The organism is Kitasatospora sp. NPDC059673 (assembly GCF_042734215.1).
Classification (GTDB): Bacteria; Actinomycetota; Actinomycetes; order Streptomycetales; family Streptomycetaceae; genus Kitasatospora.
Genome location: NZ_JBHWEN010000012.1, coordinates 132,279 through 152,501, shown reverse-complemented (window position 1 = coordinate 152,501; position 20,223 = coordinate 132,279). Strand labels below are relative to the sequence as shown.

Sequence of the window (20,223 nt, the reverse complement as noted above, 5' to 3'; positions counted from 1 at the left end):
CACTGCGGCAGGGGAGACCATGAGCACCATCTCGCGCAGGACAGTGCTGTCCGCCACGGCGGCCACCGCGGCCCTGGGGGCCGTCGCGGCCTGTTCCGGCGGGGGCGGTGCGGGCGGCCGCCCGGGTTCGGACGCGGGCACCGGCACGGGCGGCAGCAAGCCCGCGCCCGGCCAGTCCAGCGCCAAGGGCACCCCGATAGGCGACGGTTCCAACGCCGACACCGGCCCGCAGCCCAACCAGCCGAAGCCCGAGAAGCTGAAGCCCGGCGAGGCGCCGCCGCAGTTCGTGGTGTTCTCCTGGGACGGCGCGGGCGGCACCGACGACGGCCAGTTCACCCGCTTCCTCAAGCTCGCCGAGGAACACAAGGCGACCATGACGTTCTTCCTCTCCGGCATCTACGCGCTGCCGAAGGAGAAGGCCTCGCTGTACCACCCGCCGAAGCACTCGCAGGGCGCCTCCGACATTCCGTTCCTCTCCGAGAACGCCGTCCGCAACACGCTGAAGCTGATCAGCCAGGCATGGCTGGCCGGCCACGAGATCGGCACCCACTTCAACGGGCACTTCTGCTCCACCCGCTCGGACGGCAACGGCGTCAACAAGTGGTCGCCGGAGGACTGGGAGAGCGAGATCGAGCAGGCGGTCTCCTTCGTCACCCAGTGGAAGACCAACACCGGCTTCACCGACGTCGACCCGCTGCCCTTCGACTACAAGAAGGAGCTGATCGGCGGCCGCACCCCGTGCCTGGAGGGCCAGAAGTCGCTGCTGCCGACCGCCGCCAAGCTCGGCTGGAAGTACGACGCCAGCTCGCCCGGCGGGCAGCAGATCTGGCCGCAGAAGGTGCAGGACGCCAAGATCTGGGACTTCCCGCTGCAGGGCATCCCGTTCCCCGGGCACAGCTTCCAGGTGCTGTCGATGGACTACAACATCCTCGCCAACCAGTCCGCCGGCACCACCAAGGGCGACCCGGCCAAGTACAACGAGTGGCGCGACCAGGCCCGGGACTCCTACCTGGCGGGCTTCAACCGCGCCTACACCACCAACCGCGCGCCGTTCTTCGTCGGCAACCACTTCGAGCAGTGGAACGGCGGCATCTACATGGACGCCGTCGAGGAGACCCTCAAGCAGATCTCCGGCAAGCCGGACGTCCGTCTGGTCTCGTTCAAGCAGCTGGTCGAGTGGCTGGAGGCGCAGGACCAGTCCACGCTCCGTAAGCTGCGCACCCTCGGCGTCGGCCAGGCCCCGGCCGCCGGCTGGCAGAGCTTCCTCGGCACCGCCTGACGCCCCTTCGCCCCGGGCACCGGGCCGCGCGGTACGGCGGCCGGGGCACGCGCTACGGCGGCCGGGCCGCGCGATACGGCGGCCGGGGCACGCGGTACGGCGGCCGGGGCGCGCTGCGGGTAGCGGGCCCGGACGGCGGTGGCGCTCGCCCGGGACGCCTTCCCGTCGCCGTACGGGGAGGGCACCTCGGCGAGCAACTCGCGTATCGCGGCAGCGAGTTCGGCCCCGGCGCGGGCCGGTCGGGCGGTGGCGCTCGCCCAGGACCCTGCCCATCGCCGTACGGGGAGGGCACCTCGGCGAGCAACTCGCGCAGTACGGCAGCGAGTTCGGCCCCGGCGCGGGCCGGTCGCCCCCCCCCGGCCCGCACCGCCTCCGGGCGCCCGGTGGAGTCGCGGGACCACCGCCGGGGGCCGTTTGAGTACCGCGCACCCCTCCCGGACGCCGCCGGAGTCGGAGACCAGCAGCTGGCAGTACCGGGCCGACGCCGGGAACGCGGCGCGGGCGGGCGGCCCGACCGGGCGAAGCCGCCTAGGTCGCCGGTGTTCTCGGGCCGGTGGACGATGGCCAGCAGGTAGTTCTCGGGCCGGACGCCGTACCGGGCCGGCACGGCGCGGGCGGCGAGCTCGTCCACGGTGCAACCGGTGATCAGGATCCGCCGCGGGTCGATACCTTCGCGCGCCAGGTGGTCGGCGGCGGTCCGGGTGGGCGCGCAGTGCAGATCGGCGAGCGGGGCGACGACCCGCCGGTTCGCCTCCTCGGGCATCGCGGGGTCGAAGGACTGCAGGCCCGCTTCGACGTGCACGACCGGGAAAACCCGCGCAGCGCGCGCCGAGCGCCCCGGCGACGGCGCTCGCGGCGGCGGGCGGGTGTGCGGCGAAGTGCCGGCCGAGTTCGCCGCCCACGCCGTCCAGCCGGTGGCGCAGGGCGGATCCCCGCACTGCCCGGTCCGCACCAGGCAGGCACAGGAACCCAACAGCCGTGCGAGGTAGCCGAGTTGGCGATTCCCGCCGATCTACCCGCCGCACGATTCGCCGCCCACACCGCCCAACCGGTGGCGCAGGGCGGATCCCCGCACTGCCCGGTCCGCACCAGGCAGCCACGGGAACCCAATAGCCGCGCGAGGGCGCCGAGTTGACGATTCCCGCCGATCTACCCGCCGCACGATTCGCCGCCCACACCGCCCAGCCGGTGGCGCAGGGCGGATCCCCGCACTGCCCGGTCCGCACCAGGCAGGCACGGGAACCCAACAGCCGTGCGAGGAGGCTGAGTTGGCGATTTCCGGGCCAATCTACCCGCCGCGCGGCCCGCCGCCCACACCGCCCAGCCGCCTGCGCCGCCCGGTCCGCATCAGGCAGGCGCGCCAACCCAACAATCGGGCGAGGACGCCGAGTTGACGACTTCCGGCCGGGTTCCGGGGGTCGCGGGAGGTCGTGCCGCTCGCGGGTGGGACGGGACGGCGGAACCGAGCGTCGAGCTATCGGCGGGCGGGCTCTTGAACGGCGGTCCGTGGTCGTGACGCCGCGTCAATGAGCGCCACGCGCGCGCCCTTGCCTTTCGGCCGCGCCCCGGGACCACCCGCCCGGCGCAACGGCCGGGCGTCGGTGGGCGCCGCCGGGTGCGGCGTCCGTGTGGACTTCCCGCCGACCCGCGCGTCAAGGCGGTCTGATCATCGGCCCGGCAGTCACCTTTGGCGTCGGCCTGGAACCCGCCGGGCCGGGACGAGAGGAGACAGCCGTGTACGGACCCCATGTCGGAGGAATCCCGCCGGTCGCGGCCGGTGGCGGGGTGCTGGCCTCCACCGGATCGCCCGGGCTCGGCCTGGCCGCCGCCGCGGCCACCGGCCTGCTGCTGATCGGGGTGCTGCTGGTGCGGCGCGGCCGGCTGGCCGCCACTCCCGGATCCGAACGCCCCGACGCCGAACGCCCCGGCCGCCGCCCCTGACCGCTTCCGCCCGTCCGCCCCTCGTGTGGAGCCGCCCATGCCTGCCACCGCGCTCTCCGGGCTGCCGGCCCGGCCGACCGCCCGTTCCCGCCCCGGCCGCCTCGGCATGGTGTGCGGCCCGCTCTCCCTCGCCCTGGCCGGCCTGCTGGTCGGCGGCGAACACATGTACCGCAACCTGGAGTTGACCGCCGTCGCCCAGGTGGCGGCCCACCTGCTGGGGCTGCGCACCCTGCTGCTGCCGAGCCCGAGCGCACCGGTGCTGTACGCGGGCGGGCCGGACCACCTGGAGCAGGGCATCGCGCTGACCACGGGGTGCAGCAGCGCCCTGCTGATCGCGCCGTTCGCCCTGGTCCTCGGCCTTCTGCTGGTGTTCGGCCACCGCCGTCCGGGACGGCTGCTGCTGGCCCTGGCGCTGGCCTTCACGCTGATCGCCGGTACCAACCTGGGCCGGCTCACCCTGATCGTCGCCATGCAGCACCGCTACGGCAGCGCCGGCTTCGAGTGGACGCACGTCCTATTCGGCTCGTTGCTGATGATGGCTGCGGCGCTGGCGGCCCTGCTGCTCTGCCTCGCGGTGGTCGCCCGTGGCTCCCGCTCCGCCGAGGAGGTCGCCCCGTGAGCCTGCTCGACCTCTCCGTGTGCCTGTCGTTCATCCTCGGCGTCGGCTTCCTCGGCTACGTCGGGGTGATCGTGACCGGCTTCCTGCGCGCCCGCCCCGACGCCCCCGGCGACCCGTCCGACTACCAGTGGCACTTCGTGATCCCGTGCCGCGACGAGGAGGCGGTGCTCGGCGCCACCCTCGACCACCTGCTCCACCGGTTCCCCACCGCCCGGCTGTGGGTGGTGGACGACCACTCGGCGGACCGCACCGCGGACGTGGCGCTGCGGCGCGCCGCCGCGGGGCTGCCCGTCCACCTGGTGCGGCGCCGGCTGCCGGCCGCCCGCACCGGGAAGGGCGACGCGCTGAACGCCGCCTACCACGCGCTGGAGAACTGGCTGCCGCCCGGCACCGACCCGGACCGGGTGGTGCTGACCGTGGTGGACGCGGACGGCCGCCCCTCGCCCAACCTGCTGCACGTACTGGCCGGGCCTTCCTCGTTCGGCGACCCGGCGATCGGCGCCGTCCAGGTGGAGGTCCGGATGTCCAACCGGTCGGTGGCCGCGCCGCTGCCCGGCCGGGGCCGGGTCGCCAACGCCCGCGCCCGGCTGCTGGCCCGGCTCCAGGACCTGGAATTCCGCGGGCCGATCTCCGCCATGCAGATCACCCGCCGCCGCACCGGCACCGTCAACGTCGGCGGCAACGGGCAGGCCAACCGGCTCAGCGCGCTGCGCGCGGTCGCCGCCGAGACCGGAAGCCCCTGGGGGCAGGCCCTGTTGGAGGACTTCGAGCTGGGGCTGCGGATGATGCTGGCCGGCCGTCGCAACGCCTACACCACCACCGCCTGGGTCGAGCAGGAGGCGCTGTGGAGCGTGCGCCAGCTGCTCACCCAGCGGGTGCGCTGGGCGCAGGGCTCGATGCAGTGCGCGCGGTACCTGCCGCGGATCTGGAGCTCCCGGGAGTTCAGCGCGATCGGCTTCCTGGAGGTGGGCTACTTCATGGCGCAGCCCTGGCTGCAGGTGGTCGGGATGTTCGCCTACCTGCTGCCGATCGGGGTCTTCGGCTACCACGCCTGGGCCTACCCGGAGTTCACCGTGGGCTTCCTCACCCACGGCGGCGCGCTGCTGCTGAGCCTGTACCTGCTGCTCGGGGTGGCCGAGTTCGCCGTGTGGGGGCCGCTGTACCGGCGTCGCTGCGAGCGGGACATCGGCCGGGGTCCGGCGCTGGGTTACGGGTTGGCGCTGGCGGTCTACGCGGCTGGGACGTACCTGGTCGCGATGCGGGCGTTCTGGCGGCTGGTGCGCGGGGACCAGGGGTGGCACAAGACCGCCCGGACGGCTGCGGACACGACGAATTGATGTGGCGTCAGACATGTCGTCACCGCGGTCCGGTCAGCTGCTCCATTCGACCGGATTTCCCGACTTTTCACATAAATCCCTTGCCGCATCAGGGAATTGATCACCAGCCATCGGAAACGGCATCCCTCCACCAGAAAGGCGGTCCGTCCGTGACCACCGTCTCCACCCGAACCCGCGTCCTGGCCGGCGCGGCCCTCGTCGGCGGACTGTTCTGCTCCGCCGCACCCGCGTTCGCCGCACTCACCTCCCCCGAGGCACTGGCGTACGTGGTCTCGGCCGACGCGCTGAACAACAACGTGGCCGTCCCGCCGCAACCGCTGTCCACCTACCCGCCGGGCGGCACCCAGACCGAGATCGGCCTGACGGTCGGACCGTTCGCGACCAACTCCACGCTCACCGCCACCACCGCGGGCGACCCGACCACCGGGACCTCGTCCGCCTCCGCCACCGTCGACCGGCTGAGCCTCACCCTCGGCCCGGCCCTGACCGGTGACCTGACCGGCGTCAGCTCCACCTGCAGCGCGGACCCCGGCGGCGCCACCGGCAACGGTGTCATCGCGGGCGGCACGGTCACCGTCCTGGGCGTCCCGACCACCTTGCAGGCGAACGCCCCGAAGAACACCAGCGTCACCGTGCCCGGCCTCGGCGACGTGATTCTCAACGAGCAGTCCACCGACGCCAACGGGGTGCTCACCGTCAACGCCGTGCACCTCACCCTGCTGCCCACCCTCGGTGGCGCCAACGTGATCGTCGGCCACGTCGAGTGCGGCGGCGCGCCGGCGGCCGCGACCGTCCCGATGGTCAACCCCCAGGTCGGGGTGATCGGCGGTTCGCTGGCCGCCGCGGCCGTGCTCGGCACCATGTACCTGCGGCGCCGCGCCTGACCGGAAGCCCGACAGCCGGGTGCCCGCTCGTCTCCAAGGTCGGAGGGAGCGGGCACCCGGCTGTCCGGCGTCGAACTGCCGTGCTCAGACCAGCAGTTCGGCCAGCCGGTCGTCCCAGATGATCGAGTAGTGGCTGGTGTCGGCGACCAGTTCGGTCGGGACGCTGACCTTCGCCGCCGCCAGCCGGCTCTCGTCGTACAGCGCCTGCGGCTCGTTCAGCAGGCCGCGCTCGGCGTACAGGAAGCGGGTCGGGACGGTCAGGCGGTGGATCGCGTCGGCGGCCTCCGGGTCGAGCAGGACCTGGGTGCCGTCGGTGGTGATCGCCTCGTGGACGCAGGAGGAGACCAGTGCGGGGGCCTCGCCGACCAGGTCGCGCTGGGTGTAGGCGTCCAGCTCGTCGTTCCAGTCGGCGAACGCGGGGTGCGCCTGCCAGAACGCGCGGTAGGCCTCGCGGCTCTCGAAGGTCATCGACAGCCGGGCCAGCGCCGGGCCGAGCACCGCGGCCAGCGCGTCCTGCTCGCTGACGCCCTCGGGCAGCGGGAAGGTCACCGCGCCGTCGACCAGGACCAGGTCGGCGAGCAGCTCGGGGTGGCGGGCGGCGGCGATGGCCGACACCCAGGCGCCCATCGAGTGGCCGACCAGCCGGACGGGGCCGGCGTCCAGGTGGCGGATCAGCGCGGCGACGTCCTCCGCGTGCCGGCCCAGGCCCCACGGGCCCGGCAGCTCGCGGCTGGCGGCCCGGCCGCGCAGGTCGGGGGCGTACAGCGAGACCCGGCCCGCGAGCAGGCGGGCCAGGCCGGCCCAGGCCAGCGCGTTGGCGGTGATGCCGTGCACGGCGACCACCACGGGCGCGTCCGGGGCGGCGGCCGGCCAGTGCAGGACGGCGAGGTCACCGCCGTCCACGGGGACGGTGAGGTGCTGAGGGAGAGTCATGCGGCGCCTTCCGGAACGGCGGTGACGGACACCTTGGCGGCCTTGGCGGCCCGGCCCGCACGCAGCCGGGCGGGCAGCCGGGCCAGACCGCCGGGCAGCAGGTAGACCACGGCGACGAAGAGCGTACCGAGCAGGAACAGCGGCTGGGAGAGCGGGACCCGCAGCACGGACGGGAGTTCGGCGATGGACGCGGAGTTGGCGAGGTCGCCGAGCCGGTGCGCCGCCCAGGTGTAGAGCACGCCGCCGAGCAGCGGGCCCCACCGGGTGCCGGAGCCGCCGAGCACCACCATCACCAGCAGCGCCAGCGTCGCGTCCGAGCTCGCGGCCTGCGGGGTGGCGCCGCCGGTGAGCAGCAGGTAGACCACGCCGCCGGCGCCGGCCAGGCCGCCGGACACGGTGAACGCGACCAGCTTGAAGCCGTACGGGCGCAGGCCCAGCACCTCGACCCGGCGCTCGTTCTCGCGGATGCCGGCCCAGACCCGGCCGGTCGGCGAGGAGACCGTCCAGTGCACCACGGCGAGCGTGACGACCAGGTAGAGCACCGCGATCCAGTACAGGTTGGCGGTGTTCTGGATGCCGATCAGCGCGTCGGGCAGGTGCTCGGCGGGCGCGGAGCGGCCCTCCTCGCCGCCGGTGAGGCCGCCGGGGTTGCGCTGTACCAGGATCGCCCCGGCCTGTGCGAACGCCAGCGTCACCATGGAGAAGCCGATGCCGGTGACCTTCAGCGACACCGAGCCGAGCAGCATCGCCAGGGCGATCGAGCAGACGATGCCGAACGCCGCGGCCGGCACGAAGCCCATGCCGAACTCCAGCATCGCCAGGTCGGTGGCGTACAGGCCGGTGGCGAAGTACAGGGCGTGGCCGAAGGAGAGCAGCCCGGTGCGGCCGAGCAGCAGGTCGTAGCCGGTGGCGAGGCCGCCGTAGACCAGGCACAGGGCGATCAGTTGGAGGCTGCCGGGGCTGCCGAGCGGTCCGTCCAGCAGGCCGGGCAGCGGCAGGGTGCTGTACGGCGCGATCACCAGGACGATCAGCAGGGCGAGCGGCCACCAGCGCTTGAGGTGGGTGGTCATGCGAGTCTCCCGGTGAGTCCGCGCGGCTTGACGAGCAGCAGCACGGCGAGCAGGACGACCACGGAGAGGTCACCGAGGCCGGCTGCCGTGTAGTAGTTGGCGAACTGCTGGACGAGTCCGACGCCGACCGAGGCGACGGCCGCGCCGGTGACGGAGCCCATGCCGCCCATCACCACGACCACGAAGGCGAAGATCAGCAGGCCGGTGCCCTGGCCGGGGTTGATCGAGCCGAAGTACAGGCCGGCCAGCGCGCCACCGAGCGAGGCGGCGGCGCCGCCGATGGCGAAGACCAGGGTGAACGCCTTGCGGACGTCGATGCCGAGGGCGGTGACCATGGCCCGGTCCTCGACGCCGGCCCGGACGATCAGCCCGTAGCGGGTCTTGGCCAGGAACAGCCGCAGCAGCACCAGCACGATCAGCGCGGCGGCCATCAGCACGAAACGGTTGACGGGCACGGTCGCGCCCAGCAGCCGCACCGTGCCGGACAGCGCCTCGGGCTGCGGGAACGGCCGGGCGTCGGCGCCCCAGATGCCCATGATCAGGGCGGGCAGGGCGAGTCCGACGCCGACGGTGGCGAGGATCTGGTCGCGCGGCCGGGAGTACAGCGGCCGGATCAGGGCGAGTTCGAGCAGCACCGAGGCGGCGGTGCCGACCGCGGTGCCGAACGGGACGGCCAGCCAGAAGCCGAGCCCGCCGTCGGTGGCGGCCCACCAGGCGGCGTACGCGCCGATGGACAGCAGCGCGCCGTGGGCGAAGTTCAGGACGTCCATCAGGCCGAAGATCAGTGAGAGGCCGGAGGCGACCAGGAAGTACAGCGCGCCGAGCCCGAGTCCGGTGCAGGCGAGCAGGACGACGGTGTTCATCGGGGAGACACCTCGGGATCAGGGGCGGTGGGGCGGTGGCTGCCGACGCCGAGCAGGCGGCGGGCGGCGTCCTCGTCGGCGAGCAGTTCACCGGCGTCGCCCTGGTGGGCGGTGCGGCCGTCGGCGAGGACGGCGCAGTGGCCGGCGACCCGGCGGACCAGGGCCAGGTTCTGTTCGACCAGCAGCACGGGGACGGTCTCGGCGGCCCGGGCGAGCACGTCGGCGACCTCGGTGACGATCTTCGGCGCGAGGCCCTTGGTGGGCTCGTCGGCGATGATCAGCCGGTTGCCGTTGAGCAGCGTGCGGGCGATCGCGACCATCTGCTGCTGGCCGCCCGACAGGGTGCCGGCGGCCTGCTTGTGGCGCTGCTTCAGCTCGGGGAACAGCTCGAAGACCAGGTCGTAGGCGGGGTTGGCGTCGCGTTCGGCGAGGCGCAGGTTCTCGGCGACGCTGAGGCCGGCGAAGATGCCGCGGTCCTCGGGGGCGTAGCCGATGCCCTGGCGGACCACCAAGTGGGTGGGCATCCTGCCGATGTCGGTGCCGTCGAAGACCAGCGAACCGGTGCGCGGGACGAGTCCCATGACCGCTTTGACGGTGGTGGTCTTGCCGGCGCCGTTGCGGCCGAGCAGGGCGGTGACTCCGGTGGCGGCGACGTCCAGGTCCACCCCGTGCAGGATGTGCAGTCCGTCGATCACCACCTTCAACTCGCGCACCGCGAGCAGGGTTTCGGTCACAACGCCTCCCCGAGGTAGGCCCCCTGGACGGTTTCGTCGGCCATCACGGCCTCGGGGGTGTCGAGTGCGAGCAGCGTGCCGTGGTGCATCACGGCGAGCCGGTCGGCCAGGCCCAGCAGCACGTCCATGTGGTGCTCGACCATCAGGACGGTGCGGCCCTGTTCCTGGTGGACGGAGCGGATCAGCTCGACCAGGGCGGGCACCTCCTCGGCGCTCACCCCGGCCATGGGCTCGTCGAGCAGGATCAGCCGGGGGTCGCCCACCAGCAGCACGGCGAGCTCCAGCTTGCGCTTGCCGCCGTGCGAGAGGGAGCCGGCCAGGTCGTCGGCCTGGTCGGCGAGGCCGGTGCGCTCCAGGGTCTCCTCGACCTGCTGCCGGTAGCGCTCGGCGCGCCGCCAGATCCGGTACGAGGCGGACGGGCCGGCTGCCGCCTGGGCGGCGAGACGGACGTGGTCGGCGACGGTCAGGCCGGGCCACAGCGAGGAGGTCTGGAAGGTCCGGCCGAGGCCCCGCCGGGCCCGGGTGGGCACCGGCAGGGCGGTGATGTCGGCGCCGTCCAGGTGGAGGGTGCCGTGGCTGGCCGGATAGATCCCGGAGATCAGGTTGAACAGGGAGGTCTTGCCCGCCCCGTTCGGGCCGATGAAGGCGACGAACTCGCCTTCGGCGACGTCGAGGGTGACGTCCTGGACGATCGGGACGCCGCGGACGGACCAGCCGAGGCCGTCCAGCCGCAGAACCGGGGCGGAGGTGCTCATGTGCGGTCAGCCCGCCATCTTGGCGACCGGCGGGGCGACCAGCTCGGCGGGCAGCGTCTTCTCCGCCTTGGGCTTGGCGGCGGCGCCGGTGCCGGTCAGCTTGACCTGGAACATCGGCTGGAGCAGCGCGTGGTCCTCGGCGCGGACGGTGAGCTTGCCCTTGACGCCGTCGAAGCTCCAGCCCTCCAGGGACTTCACCAGCGCGTCGGTGTCCGCGTCGGAGCCCTTGTTGGCCTCCAGCGCGTGCACCACCATCTGCGCGGCGGTGAAGCCGTCCGGGGTGAACAGGTCGGACTTGGAGCCGTTCTTGGTGACGAACTCGTTCATCGCCAGCTCGGCCTCGGTGCCGCCGGCCGCGCCGGAGAAGTAGTGGTTCAGGAAGTCGATCTTCTCGGCGGCGGGGCCGAACAGCGGGTAGGAGGCGGCCACGTCGAGGCCGGTGACGACCTTGGTCGAGGAGAACACGTCCTGCTGGTTGAGCGAGGTCCACAGCGCGGAGGCGGTCTCGCCGGCCCAGGCGACGAACAGCAGGTCGGGCTTGGCGCCCTTGGCCTGGGTGGCGAACGGCGTCAGGTCGGTGGCGGACGGCGGGGCCAGCACCGCGTCCACGGTGGCACCCTCGGCGCCGAGGACCTCCTTGACGGCGGCCACGTTGGCCTGGCCGAAGGCGTTGTCCTGAGCGAGGACGGTGACCTTCTTGCCCTTGGCGTCGCCGATGAAGGACGCGGCGGCCTTGGTGTCCTGGTAGGACTGCCGGCCGGAGCGGAAGGTGTACTTGTTCAGGCCGGTGACCTTGTCGGCGGCGGCCGGGCCGCTGATGAACAGCACCTTGTTCTGCGCCGCGATCGGGCCGACCTGCAGGGCCACGCCGGAAGCGGTCGAGCCCGCCAGGATCTTGTAGTTCTTGCCGATCAGGTCCTTGGCGGCGGAGACCGCCTTCGCCGGGTCGCCGGCGTCGTCCTGCTCGGCGATCTCCACCGGGCGGCCGTCCACCGCGTTCGTGCCCTTGGTGGCGTACGACAGACCGGCCTTGAAGCCCTCCAGGTACTGCTTGCCGTACGCCGCCAGCGGGCCGGTCTTGGAGTACACCAGGCCGACCTTGACCGGGCTCTTGTCGCCCCCGCCCGTCTCGGCCGAGGTACCCGCCGTACCGGCCTTGGCACAGCCGGCCGCGAGCAGCACGCAGGCGGCCAGCGCGGCGAGCTTGCGGGCGGGTCGTCTGGGGGTGGCGTCCGTGACTGACATGGTGGGGGGCTCCTGACGTACCTGTGCTGGTGGGATGCGGGAACCGTAGGGGGGCCGCCCGGAAGGCGACATGTGGCGGAAGCACGCATCGGCGGCCCCTTCTGTGTCGGCTCGCCACATGTTGCGGCGCCAGCTGCCCCGAGATGTGCGACGGACACATGGATCCGCCCTGCTCCATGGCGTCGCCCGCCATGGAAAGCGCCGGGGCCTGCGGCAAGTGTGGTGGTCGCAGTCAGCCCTCCCCCTTCGAGAAGGTGGCCCCCTTGGACAAGGTCCTGGACTCCCCCGCCCGCGCGGTCGGGGACATTCCCGACGGCGCGGTGCTCGCGGTCGGCGGCTTCGGCCTGTGCGGCATCCCGTCCACCCTGATCGGCGCGCTGGTGGCCGCCGGCACCACCGGGTTGCGGGTGGTCTCCAACAACTGCGGAGTGGACGACTGGGGCCTCGGCCTGCTGCTCGGCGCGGGCCGGATCGCCCGGATGACCTCCAGCTACGTCGGCGAGAACAAGGAGTTCGCCCGCCAGTACCTGAACGGCGAACTCGAGGTCGAACTGACCCCGCAGGGCACCCTCGCCGAACGGCTGCGGGCCGGCGGCGCCGGCATCCCGGCGTTCTACACCCCCGCCGGCGCCGGCACCCAGGTCGAGGAGGGCGGACTGCCCTGGCGGTACGCGCCCGGCGGCGGCTCCGTCGCGCTGGCCTCCCCGCCGAAGGAAGTCCGCGAGTTCGGCGGGCGCCGCTACCTGCTGGAGGAGGCCATCGTCGCGGACTTCGCCCTGGTCCGCGCCGAGATCGCCGACCGGCACGGCAACTGCGTCTTCCACGCGGCCGCCCGCAACTTCAACCCGCTGTGCGCCACCGCCGGCCGGATCACCGTCGTCGAGGCCGACCGGATCGTCGAACCCGGCGAGATCCCGCCGGACGCGGTCCACCTGCCCGGCGTGTACGTGGACCGGGTGGTCGCCGCCGACCCCGCCGACCGCCGGATCGAGCGCCGCACCGTCAGCGCTCCCGCCCCGAAGGAGTCCTGATGAGCACCCTGCTGGATGCGCGCGACCTGCTCGCCGCGCGGGCCGCCCGCGAGCTGCGCGACGGCCAGTACGTCAACCTCGGCATCGGCCTGCCCACCCTGATCCCCAACCACCTGCCGGCCGGCGTGCACGTCGTCCTGCACTCGGAGAACGGCATCCTCGGCGTCGGCCCCTACCCCGCGGACGCCGACGTCCACCCCGACCTGATCAACGCCGGCAAGGAGACCGTCACCGTCAACCCCGGTGCGGCGTACTTCGATTCGGCGTTCTCCTTCGGCATGGTGCGCTCCGGCCGGATCGACGTGTCGGTGCTCGGCGCGATGCAGGTCTCCGCGAGCGGCGACCTCGCCAACTGGATGATCCCCGGCAAGATGGTCAAGGGCATGGGCGGCGCGATGGACCTCGTCCACGGGGCCCGCCGCCTGATCGTGGTGATGGAGCACACCGCGAAGGACGGCACCCCGAAGATCGTGAACGAGCTCACCCTCCCCGCGACCGGCCGCGCCGTCGTCCACCGCATCGTCACCGACCTCGCCGTCCTCGACGTCACCCCGGACGGCCTCCGCCTGGTCGAACTCGCGGACGGCGTGAGCCTGGAGCAGCTCCGCGAGGCGACGGAGCCCGAGGTGCTCGCTCCCTGAGCCCGGGACGCCACCGGGGCGGTGCGCACCTCTCGTGCCCACCGCCCCTGTGCCGCCCGCTACTTCACGTTCGGGATGGTCCAGTCGATCGCCTTCTGCCCGAAGCCCTCCAGCGCGGCGTTGATCTGCGAGAACGGCTTCGTGCCGAGGAAGGTCTTCTGCGACAGCGGCGACGGGTGCCCGCTCTGCACCACCACGTGCCGGTCCGTGTCGATCAGCGACAGCTTCTTCTTCGCGTAGCCGCCCCACAGCACGAACACGCACGGTTCCTCGCGGGCACTGACCGCCTTGATGACGGCGTCGGTGAACTTCTCCCAGCCCTTGTTCTTGTGCGAGTTGGCCTCGTGCGCCCGCACGGTGAGCACCGCGTTCAGCAGCAGCACGCCCTGCTCCGCCCACGGCATCAGGTAGCCGTTGTCGGGCACCGGCAGGCCGAGGTCGGTGTTCAGCTCCTTGTAGATGTTGCGCAGCGACGGCGGGGTCTTGACGCCCGGCAGCACCGAGAAGCTCATCCCGTGCGCCTGCCCGTTGTCGTGGTACGGGTCCTGGCCGAGCAGCAGCACCTTGACGTCCTGGTACGCCGTGGCGGCGAGCGCGGAGAATTCCTGCCCGGCGGGCGGGAACACCTCGTGCTCGGCCCGTTCGGCCGCCAGGAACTCCGACAGCTGCGCGAAGTACGGCTTGCCGGTCTCCTCGGCGAGCACCGCGCGCCAGGACTCCGGCAGCTCCAGCGCGCCACCCACGGACGCCTCGGCCAGCTCCGTCACGTTGTACCTCCCACCGGCCGCGCCGCACGGCGGCCGCATTCGCTCTCGAACGTTCCGGGCCCGTGCCGGACCCGCTGCGAAGAACGCTACACAGTCGCGCCGACAGCCCGCTCCGCCCTTCGCACGCGCAGCGACTCCCAGCCGCTCACGCCGACCAGTACCGCCGCCAGCAGGCCCAGTACGGCCAGTGCGGGCAGCCGGTGCAGCGGGGTGAGCAGCAGCAGCGCCAGCAGCGCGGCGACCAGCAGACCGGCCGCGAGCCGGGTCGGCGAGAGCTTCCGGAACATCATCCACCGGGTGTAGTTGAAGGTCAGCAGGTAGAGCGCGCTGCCGCCGTACAGCAGTCCGAGCGCGCCGCCGCCGAGCGCCACCCCGGGGCGGGCCACCGTCTCGGCGAAGCCCACCGCGACGGTGATCACCCCGGCGATCAGCACCAGGTGCCCGTACGAGAAGACCCGTCGCAGCACGTCGCGGCGCGAACTCGCGGTCTCCAGGGCGTGCCGCATCGCGTCGGCGGCGTACCCGAAGTACTGCCACCACAGCGCGCAGGAGATCACGAACGCCACCGCCACCGAGACCAGTTGGCCCGGGTGCAGCGGGGCGCCGGCCACCGGGGCGCCGATCCCGACGATCGACTCGCCGAGCGCCACCAGCAGGAACAGGCCGAAGCGCTCCGGCAGGTGGCCCGGGTGGTACTCGACCTTCGCCAGCCGCCGGCGGAACACCAGCGGCGCCGAGAGGTCCGCCGTCGCGGCCAGCGCCCACAGCAACTCCCGTGCGGGGGACGGCAGTAGACCGCCGACCACCAGCAGCGGCCCGCTGAAGAACGCGCCCACCCCGTACGGGCCGATCCAGATCCGCCGCACCCGGCGGGCCAGCAGCCCGATCAGCACCAGCCGGGCCGCCCAGTACGCGCCGCCGAACAGCACGCCGCGTTCGCCGAACGCCCCCGGCAGGGCGAGCGCCAGGAACAGCCCGCCCAGACCCACCGCGAAGATCCCGATCCGGTCGCGCGGGTTGTCCACGTCCCGGATGTTGGCCTGCACCGTGGTGCCCACCCAGCACCAGTACACCGGCACGAACGCCACCAGGGCCCGCCCGCAGCCCACCCAGTCGTGGTGGTGGTGCAGCAGCGCCGACACCTGCGTCACCGCGAACACGAACACCAGGTCGAAGTACAGCTCCGCCCAGGTGACGCGCTTCTCCCCCATCCGAACTCCCCTGCACCCCAAGCCTTTTGACGCCACCCATCGGCGAACGACGGCACAGGCTACCGGGCCCGTTTCGCCCAGTCCCCTGACGGACCGTCCGTTCGTACCGCTATCTTGAAAGGCGGTCAGTGCCACCGGCGGACCACCACGGGGGTGGGTCCGCTCAGGGGGAGGGGGATCGGCGATGAGTGACGTCGGCAGCGGGATGTCAGGGTTTGTGTACGACACGGTCGCGAACGTGACGTCCGTGGTGACGAGTGCCATGGTCGCCGCCTCGCAGGCGTTGGCGGGCCAGGTCGGCAGCGGGGCGGTCCAGGTCGAGGTCGAGAACCTGCAGACCTTCAAGAACAAGGTCGACCAGATCCTGCGCGAACTCGACGGCTCCGACGCCAGCCACGGCCAGGTCTCCCAGCAGACGCTGGCGGCCGGCCAGCTCGGCCAGAACTTCGGCCAGGCCGGCGACCTGATGACCGCGTACAACACCGTGCACGGCAACCTGGAACGGCTCTCGCAGACCCTCGCCGCCCAGATCGCCGCGATGAGCGCGAGCATCGGCAAGGCCGCCGGCACCTACAGCAACGCGGACGCCGAGCAGGAGTCCCGGTTCAGGTCGATGACGGCCCCGGCCCCGGTCACCGGCACCGCCGACCCGAGGACCGCCTACCGGCCGCAGGCCCCGTCCACCGGCACCCAGCAGGGCGCGTACTGACGACGTCTCCGGCGACGGAGAACGGGGGAGATGAAAAATGATCAACAAGCGCTTTGTCCGGGCGGTCCACGACGCGAGCGGCGAGATCGACGGCGCCAGCCACGAGCAACTGGTGGCCATGGTCCAGCACACGGACCCGATCGCCGTCATGCAGGTGGCCCAGCGGCTGGTACTCGCCGCGAACAAGATGGACGAGGTCAGCGAAGAGCTGCACGCGCACATGAGCGGCCTCGACTGGGAGGGCGCCGCAGCCGACAGCTTCAAGACCTGGGGCAGCCAGGTCTCCAAGTCCACCATGGACCTGGCGAGTTACTCGCGGAACGCCGGTGAGTACATGGCGTCCGCCGGCCAGACCCTCGCCGAGGTCAAGTCGGGCATGCCTCCGGTACCGCACGCCGACATGCAGACCGTCAGCCGCTACGACGACCAGCCCAACGACGCCGTCAGCACCGGCGGCGCCATCCTGGGCAGCGTGATCCCGGGCGTCGGCGCGGGGCTCGGCAGCTGGGCGGCCGACCAGGTCGCCGACGCGGTGGACTCCGACTGGGTCACCTCCGCGGAGGCCAAGGCCGCGCAGCAGCGGGTGGCACAGGCGCACAACGAGGCCATCCAGCAGATGAACAAGCTGGCGCAGGCGTACGAGCAGTCGACGACGCAGCTGAACGCGGTGCAGCCGCCGGTGTTTCCGCCGCTGCCGGACGGCAAGGCCTGGCATGACGGCTCGGTGGACGTCCCGATCGGCGGGGGCGACGGCAACACCGGGCGGAACCCCGGCGGCGGAACCACCCTTCCGCAGCCGCCCAGGGTGGGACCGCCGCCGTCCCCGCGTCCGCCGCAGCCACCGACACCCGTACCGCCGCCGCTACCGCATCCGCCGCAGCCGCCGGCCCCGAACCCCCCGCATCCGCCGACTCCCCTGCCTCCGGGCCAGGATCCGGGTACCCGCATCGACCACACGCCGCCGCCCGCCCCGACCTCCCCGAACCCGACGGTTCCGGGCCATGGCGGCGGTACCGGTGGTGGCGGTATCGGCGGGGGCGGCCTCGGCGACACGGGCGGCGGCTCCTCCGGCAGTGGGCGCGGTGGCGGCTACCCGGGCGGCCCGATCGGCGGTGGCCCGATCGGTGGCGGCCTGGGCGGTGGCGGAGCGAGCGGCACCGGCCGGACCGGCGGCGGCGCCCCGGGCACCGGTGGCGCCACGGGTGCGGGCAACCGGGCCGGCGGCACCACCGCGACGTCCGGCGGCGCGGGACAGGCCGGCCAGGCGGGACGCGCGGGCGCCCCGGGCATGGGCGGCATGGGTGCCGGCGGCATGGGCGCCGGCGGTGCCCGTGGCGGGGCCGGCGGCGGCGCAGCACGCGGCAGCGGGCTGGTCGGCCGGGCCGGCGGCACCATCGGCGGACAACGCGGGTCGGCCTCGGGCCGCGAAGTCACACCGGGCGGCACCGGGCTGCGCGGCCGCGCCGAACGGGGCGCCGACGGGCGGGCCGGTCAGGGCGGGTTCGGCGGCGGCCACGGCGGTGCGAGCCGCAAGGGCAAGCCGCAGGGCAAGCGTCCCGACTACCTGACCGAGGACGAGGACACCTGGACGTCCGGCATGGGTCCGGTCAACCCGAATGTGATCGAGTAGGACCGCATCGGCTGCCCGGCCGCAGGAGCCACTTCTCCTGCGGCCGGGCAGCACCGTGCGATCGGGGAACGACACCCGGCAGACATGACGGCGTGCGAGGAGCGTGTGATGCGGCGAACGGGCGGGGCAGGACAGGGGCGGCGGCTTGCCGCGGCGGCAGCGGTCGTCGGCGTCCTGTGGGGGTGGACGACGGAGCCCGCGCTCGCGGTGGACTCGATCCGCGCACAGCAGTGGCACCTGGACGTGATGCGCGCCGAGGAGATGTGGCGGACCACCACCGGATCCGGGATCACCGTGGCCCTGATCGACTCCGGCGTGAAGGCCGACGCACCCGACCTGGCCGGGCAGTTGGTGACCGGAACGGATTTCAGCACCCAGTCCGGCGGGGAACTCTCCCCCAGCAGTGGCCACGGGACGGAAATGGCCAGCACCATCGCCGGCACCGGCAAGGGTTTGGGCGGCAAGGGCGCGTACGGCCTCGCGCCCGGTGCGAAGATCCTCCCGATCAAGGTCGACGGCGAGACGGGCGGGGGCCACGACAGCGCGCTCATGGACCAGGTCTCCCGAGCGATCACCTACGCGGCCGACCACAACGCGAAGATCGTCAACATGTCACTGGGCGTCCCCGTGACTGCGGTGCAGCCCGCCGACATCGCCAAACTCCGGGCTGCGGTCGACCATGCCGTCTCCCGGGGCGTCCTGCTGTTCGCCGCAGTCGGCAACACCGGCAACACCGACAACCGCCTGGAGTACCCCGCCTCGATGAGCGGCGTGGTCGGCGTGGGCGCCACCGACCAGGACGGAAAGGTCACGGCGGAGTCGGAGCACGGCCCGCAGGTCACACTCGCCGCGCCGGGCCAGGACCTGTACGAGGCATGCACCGGCTCGTCGGGCTACTGCAAGGGCCACGGCACCTCCGGCGCCACCGCGCTGGCCTCCGCCTCGGCCGCGCTGATCTGGTCCGCGCACCCGGACTGGTCGGGCAACCAGGTGCTGCGGGTGCTGATCAACACCGCGAGCAACCCGAAGGAGCGCAGCGACTACCTCGGCTACGGCATCGTCCGGCCGCGGATCGCACTGACCGACCCCGGCGACCCGGGCCCGGCGAACGTCAGCCCGCTGCCCGCCGCAGCTGGGTCCTCGCCCGCCCCCGGGAAGTCGAGCGGCGCGGCGCAGCCGAGCGGCACCGCTAGTGCGCCCGCCGACTCCCCGCAGGGGCAGGACTCGACAGGGTCGCAGCCGTCCGCCACCGCCGACACCTCCTCGAAGACGAACAACACGCCCCTGCTGATCGGCGGCGGGGTGGCCGGCGTGGTGCTGCTGCTCGTGGTGGCGGCGATCCTGCTCCGCAGCCGCCGCACCTCGGCCGCGGGCCCGGTGCCGCCCATGCCCCCCATGCCGCTCCCGGGCCAGCCGCAGCCGCCCTACGGCCAAGCCGCCCCCCAGCAGCCGCCCTACGGTCAGCCGCAGCAGACGTACGGTCAGCCGCCGTACGGTCAGCCGCCTTACGGTCAGCAGCCGCCCTACGGCCAGCAGCCCCCGCCCGGGGGTGGGAACCCGTACGCGGGCTGAGGGGGAAGGCCGCCCCTGTGGTCGGCCGGTGGGGCGCACTAGGCTGAGCGGCGTTGGGGCAGCCTGTGGCGCCCGGCCGGCCAGCGGGTGTCCGGTCGGAGCGATGCACATTGATCGTTCGACCGTCGCAAGACCTAGGAGTGACCCACCGTGGCAGACCGCAAGCCCATCGATACCTGGCTGACCGACATGGACGGAGTCCTCATCCACGAGGGCGTGCCGATCCCGGGGGCCGACGCCTTCATCAAGCGGCTGCGTGAGTCCGGAAAGCCCTTCCTGGTGCTCACCAACAACTCCATCTACACCCAGCGCGACCTGCACGCCCGGCTGTCCCGGATGGGCCTGGACGTGCCGGCCGAGCACATCTGGACGTCCGCGTTGGCCACCGCGAAGTTCCTCGCCGACCAGCGCCCGGAGGGCACCGCGTACGTGATCGGCGAGGCCGGTCTGACCACCGCGCTGCACGACGTCGGCTATGTGCTGACCGACAGCGACCCGGACTTCGTGGTGCTCGGCGAGACCCGCACCTACTCGTTCGAGGCGATGACCAAGGCGGTCCGGCTGATCGACGCGGGCGCCAGGTTCATCGCCACCAACCCGGACGAGACCGGCCCGTCCGCCGAGGGCGCGCTGCCCGCGACCGGCGCGGTCGCGGCGCTGATCACCAAGGCCACCGGCGTGGAGCCGTACTTCGTCGGCAAGCCGAACCCGCTGATGATGCGGGCCGGTCTGAACGCGATCGGCGCGCACTCGGAGAACAGCGCGATGATCGGCGACCGGATGGACACCGACATCGTCTCCGGCATGGAGGCCGGCATGTCGACCTTCCTGGTGCTGACCGGCCTCACCCAGGCCGCCGACGTGGACCGCTTCCCGTACCGCCCGACCCGGGTGGTGGAGTCCATCGCGGACCTGGTCGAGCTGATCTGACGAAGCTCACACCGCGCGAGCGGTCAGGCGTTCCCCGAGGGCGGAGCGGTACGACGCCGGCCGTGCCGCCCG

The 20,223-nt window shown here is 72.9% G+C and carries 20 protein-coding genes; 11 read left to right on the top strand and 9 right to left on the bottom strand.

The window, feature by feature from the left end; genetic code table 11:
• The first annotated feature begins 19 nt into the window (after positions 1-19).
• On the top strand, positions 20-1,279 hold the full coding sequence (locus ACFV18_RS16675; RefSeq protein ID WP_380483705.1) for a hypothetical protein: 1,260 nt from the start codon (positions 20-22) through the stop codon (positions 1,277-1,279).
• 52 nt (positions 1,280-1,331) lie between these two features.
• Here the strand turns inward: ACFV18_RS16675 and ACFV18_RS16670 are convergent, their stop codons facing one another.
• Complete coding sequence (locus ACFV18_RS16670) at positions 1,332-2,081, bottom strand: UDP-N-acetylglucosamine 2-epimerase (RefSeq protein WP_380483703.1); 750 nt, start codon at positions 2,079-2,081, stop codon at positions 1,332-1,334.
• A 932-nt stretch (positions 2,082-3,013) separates the two neighbouring features.
• Between ACFV18_RS16670 and ACFV18_RS16665 the strand changes: the two genes are divergently transcribed.
• From ACFV18_RS16665 to ACFV18_RS16650, 4 genes are all read left to right on the top strand, one after another.
• Entirely contained in the window at positions 3,014-3,220 is a 207-nt protein-coding gene (locus ACFV18_RS16665; protein WP_380483701.1) for a hypothetical protein, read from the top strand.
• Between the two features lie 37 nt (positions 3,221-3,257).
• Positions 3,258-3,839 (top strand): hypothetical protein, encoded by a 582-nt coding sequence (locus tag ACFV18_RS16660; protein WP_380483699.1) that lies wholly within the window; start codon positions 3,258-3,260, stop codon positions 3,837-3,839.
• Positions 3,836-5,176, top strand: a complete 1,341-nt coding sequence (locus tag ACFV18_RS16655) for a glycosyltransferase (protein WP_380483697.1) — start codon at positions 3,836-3,838, stop codon at positions 5,174-5,176. The genes ACFV18_RS16660 and ACFV18_RS16655 overlap by 4 nt, the downstream gene beginning before the upstream one ends.
• 149 nt (positions 5,177-5,325) lie before the next feature.
• Entirely contained in the window at positions 5,326-6,060 is a 735-nt protein-coding gene (locus ACFV18_RS16650) for a choice-of-anchor P family protein (RefSeq protein WP_380483695.1), read from the top strand.
• A gap of 84 nt (positions 6,061-6,144) precedes the next feature.
• Here the strand turns inward: ACFV18_RS16650 and ACFV18_RS16645 are convergent, their stop codons facing one another.
• From ACFV18_RS16645 to ACFV18_RS16620, 6 genes are read right to left on the bottom strand one after another with little or no spacing between them, the layout of a single operon-like run.
• Positions 6,145-6,993: an alpha/beta hydrolase gene (locus ACFV18_RS16645; RefSeq protein ID WP_380483693.1), complete on the bottom strand. Its 849-nt coding sequence runs from the start codon at positions 6,991-6,993 to the stop codon at positions 6,145-6,147.
• Positions 6,990-8,063 carry a branched-chain amino acid ABC transporter permease gene (locus tag ACFV18_RS16640; protein ID WP_380483691.1) on the bottom strand — a complete coding sequence of 358 codons (1,074 nt, stop codon included), beginning with the start codon at positions 8,061-8,063 and terminating at the stop codon, positions 6,990-6,992. Before ACFV18_RS16640 ends, ACFV18_RS16645 begins: the two co-directional genes overlap by 4 nt.
• Positions 8,060-8,926, bottom strand: a complete 867-nt coding sequence (locus tag ACFV18_RS16635; protein WP_380483690.1) for a branched-chain amino acid ABC transporter permease — start codon at positions 8,924-8,926, stop codon at positions 8,060-8,062. The genes ACFV18_RS16640 and ACFV18_RS16635 overlap by 4 nt, the downstream gene beginning before the upstream one ends.
• Positions 8,923-9,660 (bottom strand): ABC transporter ATP-binding protein, encoded by a 738-nt coding sequence (locus ACFV18_RS16630; RefSeq protein ID WP_380483688.1) that lies wholly within the window; start codon positions 9,658-9,660, stop codon positions 8,923-8,925. The genes ACFV18_RS16635 and ACFV18_RS16630 overlap by 4 nt, the downstream gene beginning before the upstream one ends.
• Positions 9,657-10,415 (bottom strand): ABC transporter ATP-binding protein, encoded by a 759-nt coding sequence (locus ACFV18_RS16625; RefSeq protein ID WP_380483686.1) that lies wholly within the window; start codon positions 10,413-10,415, stop codon positions 9,657-9,659. The genes ACFV18_RS16630 and ACFV18_RS16625 overlap by 4 nt, the downstream gene beginning before the upstream one ends.
• Before the next feature lie 6 nt (positions 10,416-10,421).
• Positions 10,422-11,660 carry a substrate-binding domain-containing protein gene (locus ACFV18_RS16620; protein ID WP_380483684.1) on the bottom strand — a complete coding sequence of 413 codons (1,239 nt, stop codon included), beginning with the start codon at positions 11,658-11,660 and terminating at the stop codon, positions 10,422-10,424.
• 263 nt (positions 11,661-11,923) lie between these two features.
• Between ACFV18_RS16620 and ACFV18_RS16615 the strand changes: the two genes are divergently transcribed.
• Both ACFV18_RS16615 and ACFV18_RS16610 read left to right on the top strand, forming a co-directional pair.
• A complete protein-coding gene (locus ACFV18_RS16615; protein WP_380483682.1) occupies positions 11,924-12,691 on the top strand; it encodes a CoA transferase subunit A in 768 nt (255 codons plus the stop codon).
• Positions 12,691-13,332 (top strand): 3-oxoacid CoA-transferase subunit B, encoded by a 642-nt coding sequence (locus ACFV18_RS16610; RefSeq protein WP_380483680.1) that lies wholly within the window; start codon positions 12,691-12,693, stop codon positions 13,330-13,332. Before ACFV18_RS16615 ends, ACFV18_RS16610 begins: the two co-directional genes overlap by 1 nt.
• A 59-nt stretch (positions 13,333-13,391) precedes the next feature.
• Here the strand turns inward: ACFV18_RS16610 and ACFV18_RS16605 are convergent, their stop codons facing one another.
• A complete protein-coding gene (locus tag ACFV18_RS16605; protein WP_380483678.1) occupies positions 13,392-14,099 on the bottom strand; it encodes a uracil-DNA glycosylase in 708 nt (235 codons plus the stop codon).
• Between the two features lie 86 nt (positions 14,100-14,185).
• Positions 14,186-15,310, bottom strand: coding sequence for a low temperature requirement protein A (locus ACFV18_RS16600; protein WP_380483676.1), 1,125 nt, complete (start codon positions 15,308-15,310; stop codon positions 14,186-14,188).
• 184 nt (positions 15,311-15,494) lie between these two features.
• Here ACFV18_RS16600 and ACFV18_RS16595 point away from each other — a divergent pair, with 184 nt between their 5' ends.
• The 4 genes from ACFV18_RS16595 (at position 15,495) to ACFV18_RS16580 (ending at position 20,151) form a co-directional block, all read left to right on the top strand.
• The gene (locus ACFV18_RS16595; protein WP_380483674.1) at positions 15,495-16,019 is read left to right on the top strand and encodes a hypothetical protein; all 525 of its coding nucleotides are present in this window, start codon (positions 15,495-15,497) and stop codon (positions 16,017-16,019) included.
• A gap of 37 nt (positions 16,020-16,056) precedes the next feature.
• Positions 16,057-17,649, top strand: a complete 1,593-nt coding sequence (locus ACFV18_RS16590) for a WXG100 family type VII secretion target (protein ID WP_380483672.1) — start codon at positions 16,057-16,059, stop codon at positions 17,647-17,649.
• Between the two features lie 108 nt (positions 17,650-17,757).
• Entirely contained in the window at positions 17,758-19,221 is a 1,464-nt protein-coding gene (gene mycP, locus ACFV18_RS16585) for a type VII secretion-associated serine protease mycosin (RefSeq protein ID WP_380483670.1), read from the top strand.
• Between the two features lie 150 nt (positions 19,222-19,371).
• Positions 19,372-20,151, top strand: a complete 780-nt coding sequence (locus ACFV18_RS16580; protein ID WP_380483668.1) for an HAD-IIA family hydrolase — start codon at positions 19,372-19,374, stop codon at positions 20,149-20,151.
• Positions 20,152-20,223 lie beyond the last annotated feature (72 nt).